Here is a 2,919-nt window from a genome sequence, read left to right on the forward strand (position 1 = left end):
TGAACCCCTGTTTTCTGTCCCATACCAATACGTCATCGACGTAGGGCTGACCTTCGATAAGCTCCTCGTAGGGGTGCACCAGAAGCCAGGTAAGTTTGGCCTTGGGCAAGGCTTCCTTTATGGTCGCCGCTAGCGGAATAGCCCTTACCACGTCGCCCAGGGCGCTGTAGCGTATGAAAAGTATCCTTTCGTCCTTCGTACCTAAAGGGGGATTGTATCCGGCCAAAGAGCATGCTCCTTTTTCCAATAAATATATGCTATCATACCGCATGGTGAATTATAAATTAAATATGGAGGTCGCGCCATGTCGGGTTTGCTTTCCCTGATAATTCCTGTTTATAACGGAACCAAATACCTTCCAGGGACGCTTGACTCCCTGGAAAATCAGAATTATGAGCCCATAGAGCTGATACTCGTCGACGACGGCTCGACGGACGATACATTAAACGTCATGAGATCCTTCGCCGAGAAAAGCAGACACGCAGTTAAGGTGATATCCCAGGCAAATGCGGGGGTGAGCGTGGCAAGAAACAGGGGCTTTTCTGAGGCAGATGGGAAATATGTCGCCTTCTGCGACCAAGACGACCTGTTCGATCCCTGCTGCTTTTTAAAGTTAATCGAAGAGATGGAAAGGCACGACTCCGAAATGGCCTTTTGCGGGCACGACTTCATAGACGAAGAGGGAAAGCCGATAGGCAGATACGACGATAAACACAGCTACCCGAAAGCCAACCCTGCAAAGGGGATAGATGTGTTATATGACTACCTGGTCGGCAAGGTATCGATATGGGGAGGAACCGTCCTGTACAGGAGAGACTTTCTTCTTGCAAACGGCATACGCTATACCCCACACTGCATATGTGCGGAAGACAACGAGTTCTTCATAAAGGCCCTGGCCACAGCCGAAAGCGTCGCCTGCGTGAAAGAAAGCCTGGCCTTCTGGCGCCAACATCCCGGCTCGACAAGCCATTCCTTTCAAGACCTCAAAATAGAGGCAAACCTACACGAGCTGACGGCCTACCTAAGATGCAAGGCCTTCATGGAAAAAAGAGGAAAGACCGACACAAAGGCATACAGGGCATTAACATCCCTCGTCATCCCAAGCGCTTACGTAGCATATCTGCAAAAGGTCGTGCTGGTCTACGGCAAAGAGCGGTTTAGGGCAATGGCCTTTGCTCAAAGCCTGCGAAGCAAGCTGGCGGACGGCTGTAACCTGATGCTTTTTATGAAGAGGACCGACCTGTACTTTAAGCTATTCCTGGCGATGCATCTCCCGGATGCCTTTATAAATTTAACGCGCAAAAGATACGAGAAAAAAACAAGGGCCAGACGCATCCAGGATCAAACATAAAGGGCCAACTCGTACGCCTTCAGCAGGTTTTCGGCCATGCTTTTTGCCGAAAAAAGCCCGCTTCTTTTGAGGCTCAAAGACGAAAGCTGCCTCCTCAGGCTTTCGTCTGCGATTACCCTCTCAAGCGCAGCAGCCAAAGCTCCAACATCTCCCACGGGAAGGAGGAGCCCTTCGTTTCCCATTGCCTCTACGATGCCCGGCTCGGCGTAGCCCACTACCGGCAGACCGCAGGACATGGCTTCAATCAAAGTCAGGGGGAAACCCTCTGCGTAAGACGGAACGCACGCGACGTCCAAGGACTTCCAGAAGGAAAAGGCCTTTTCGGGAGGAACGGCTCCAAGGAAATTTACTTTATCTTCCACGCCCAAATCCGAAGCCAATTTTTTTGCCTCAAAAAGTAGGGGGCCTTCTCCTCCAAGCAGAAGCTCGACGGGCAAACGCCTACTAAGCCCGCCAAAGGCCTTTATGAGGTCTCTATGGCCCTTCTCGGCCTTAAAGGAGGCAAGAAGCCCTATCCTAAAGACGTCCCGTTTTTTGGGGATTAGAGGCTCGGCCAAAGGGGCACCGCTCATGTCTATGCCGTTATAGACCACCCAGGTCCGCTTCACCCAGGGCATGGCCTTTTTAACGTAATCTTCCACGGCCTTCGAGACGCAAATTATCTGCCCTTGGCCTTTGTAATGCTTGGGCTTGTGGTAGAGATGCATATGGCAAAAAAGCTTTCTTCTAAGCTCTTCGGGCAGAAACTTCGCCGCATAGCCGCTTAAAAGCGCTGCACGGCCCAGGTGCACGTGGACTACGTCAAAGGTCTTAAGAGCCCTTGCAAAAAGAAGGGGCGTAAAGGGCTCGTAGTCGTTGATAAAGGGCATGACCCTGACTTTGACCTCGGAAGACAAATGCTCCACCAAGAGGGAGCCCCTTCTGACCCAGACTTCCACGTCGTGACCCATGCCGGCAAGCTCGTTTGATATCATCACAACTACCTTTTCGGCGCCACCCCAGCCTCCCGCGTCAATGGCCTGAAGGATCTTTTTCATTGCTCTGCCTCCTCGCCTGAAAGCAACAAGGTTGCGGCCTCGTATAAAATCCGGGGCGTAATCCCCTTTGCGCACCAACGCTCTTGCCCGCAGGCCTTCATGTTTCTGTCGGGACAGGGCGAGCAATCTATTTTGGGATAAATGCTCCAAACCTGCCTCCCCACAGGCATGAACTTATCGACGCGCGACAGCAAGCTGATCACCAATGTCTTCGTGCCCAAGGCGGCGGACAAATGTGCCCCGCCCGAATCCACCGATACGGTCAAAGCAGCCTTTTTAAGCAAAGCCATGGAAAGATACATTTCACGGTCTATCGAAAGATCCGTGAGAAGATATGGGACATAAGCTCCCTTGCCCATGAGATCGGCCAGGTTCCTTAATTTATCGAAATCCCCGGGACCGCCGAACAAAAGCACCCTGAAGCCTTCTTTAAGAAGCATGCGACCCAGGGAAAGGAAATATTGGCTGTTCCAATCCTTTACGGGCCTGGCGCTGTAGGGAAACATGGCAACGGCCTCGCCAAAGCCGTAC

Annotated in this window: 4 protein-coding genes; 1 reads left to right on the plus strand and 3 read right to left on the minus strand. The window is 52.0% G+C overall.

Translation table 11 applies throughout. The annotated features are described in order from the left end of the window. Positions 1 to 226 (minus strand): glycosyltransferase family 9 protein (locus Q7P41_RS00320; protein ID WP_369693116.1); only part of this gene is annotated, 226 nt, incomplete at its 3' end. Positions 227 to 304: 78 nt separating this feature from the next. Here Q7P41_RS00320 and Q7P41_RS00325 point away from each other — a divergent pair. Next, entirely contained in the window at positions 305 to 1,351 is a 1,047-nt protein-coding gene (locus tag Q7P41_RS00325; protein WP_303881136.1) for a glycosyltransferase, read from the plus strand. Here Q7P41_RS00325 and Q7P41_RS00330 read toward each other — a convergent pair. Next, positions 1,342 to 2,388: a glycosyltransferase gene (locus tag Q7P41_RS00330; RefSeq protein ID WP_303881139.1), complete on the minus strand. Its 1,047-nt coding sequence runs from the start codon at positions 2,386 to 2,388 to the stop codon at positions 1,342 to 1,344. The genes Q7P41_RS00325 and Q7P41_RS00330 overlap by 10 nt on opposite strands. Continuing rightward, on the minus strand, positions 2,385 to 2,919 hold a 535-nt coding region (locus Q7P41_RS00335), incomplete at its 5' end, for a glycosyltransferase family 9 protein (RefSeq protein ID WP_303881141.1). The genes Q7P41_RS00335 and Q7P41_RS00330, both read right to left, overlap by 4 nt.

This window comes from Acetomicrobium mobile, assembly GCF_937920065.1.

Coding starts and splice junctions, on each gene's coding strand:
- Q7P41_RS00325 (WP_303881136.1), top strand. CDS start 305: ATGTCGGGTTTGCTTTCCCTGATAATTCCTGTTTATAACGGAACCAAA.
- Q7P41_RS00330 (WP_303881139.1), bottom strand. CDS start 2,388: ATGAAAAAGATCCTTCAGGCCATTGACGCGGGAGGCTGGGGTGGCGCC.